Source organism: Flavobacterium sp. A45, from assembly GCF_002001005.1.
Taxonomy (GTDB): Bacteria; Bacteroidota; Bacteroidia; order Flavobacteriales; family Flavobacteriaceae; genus Flavobacterium.
On the sequence record NZ_MUNX01000010.1, the window covers coordinates 1 to 1198 of the forward strand.

At 30.9% G+C, this 1198-nt stretch carries 1 protein-coding gene; it reads left to right on the forward strand.

Annotation, left to right across the window (positions count from 1 at the left end; genetic code table 11):
* Positions 1-73 precede the first annotated feature (73 nt).
* Positions 74-760 (forward strand): hypothetical protein, encoded by a 687-nt coding sequence (locus B0E44_RS00040; RefSeq protein ID WP_077370175.1) that lies wholly within the window; start codon positions 74-76, stop codon positions 758-760.
* The last annotated feature ends 438 nt before the right edge of the window (positions 761-1198 follow it).

Here is a 1198-nt window from a genome sequence, read left to right on the forward strand (position 1 = left end):
ATATAATTCCCCTGTTATATTATTTTTAGCCTACATAATAATTTGTATTAACAACCAATTAAATATATTTATTATGAAAAAAGTTATTTTGAGCATCTCAGCGATGCTAGTTTCAGTAGTAGGTTTTGCACAAGCAAACGTAAGTAATGTAAACCAAATAGGTTTAGTAAATGGAGCATTGGTTAGCCAAGTTGGTGCGACAAATGATTCCGACATATTACAAATCGGAATTTTAAACGGTGCTTCAGTAGTTCAAGCTGGAGTTTCAAATGAAGCCGACATCAATCAAGGAGGTTTCTTAAATGGTGCGGGTGTAACTCAAGATGGAAACAGTAATGACGCCTATGTAGGTCAACTTGGTGCTGGAAATCTTGCATTTATAGACCAATATGGAGATAGCAATGATGCTGTTACTGGTCAATTAGGATTTTTGAACTATTCAAATACAGTTCAAATTGGAAATGACAACAGTGCCACTACATTACAATTTGGTCTAGGAAATGGCTCTGATATTTATCAAGAAGGTGAAGGAAATTTTGCAGGAGTTCTTCAAGCTGGATTTTTTAATTCATCCTCTACAACTCAACTAGGTGACTACAATGGAGCTATAACAGTACAATTTGGTTTTGACAACTCTGCAACTACTTGGCAAAATGGTACTTCAAATGGAGCTTTAACAATACAACTTGGTGATTCACACATGAGTACTATTAATCAATGGGGTGCTGGAAACGGAGCTATTGTTTATCAATCAAACTAGTAAACAGTTTGTATGTGTCATTACATAAGGTGACATCATAAAAAATAAAATGAGAGTTGAAAGTAAAATTCAACTCTCATTTTTTTTTGTCAAAAATAGTTTCTTTCTTTTTTTCTCTCAATTGTTTTTTAAAAAGAACGAATTTTCTTATTTATATTTAAATCAAATCAACCCTTTGACGACTTAGTTTTGCTTTTTATCGAATAAGTGACTTGGGATGGTAAAATAGCTTATTTCAGTTAGTTATCTTTTGAAAACATTTTATAAATTTGAGTAATAAATTCAATAATAAGTATTTAAGATGCTTTTTTTTTATTGTATTAGTTGCTTTTTGATTTCGTTTTTGGAGTAAGTTAATTAAATCAAAAGACTAAACAGAATTGTAGCTTGATGTTCTTGATATTGAAACAACCGTTTTTATTTAATCAAGATTTGTAT

Excerpts from the sequence above, each read along its gene's own strand:
- B0E44_RS00040 (WP_077370175.1), top strand. The coding sequence starts at position 74 with ATGAAAAAAGTTATTTTGAGCATCTCAGCGATGCTAGTTTCAGTAGTA.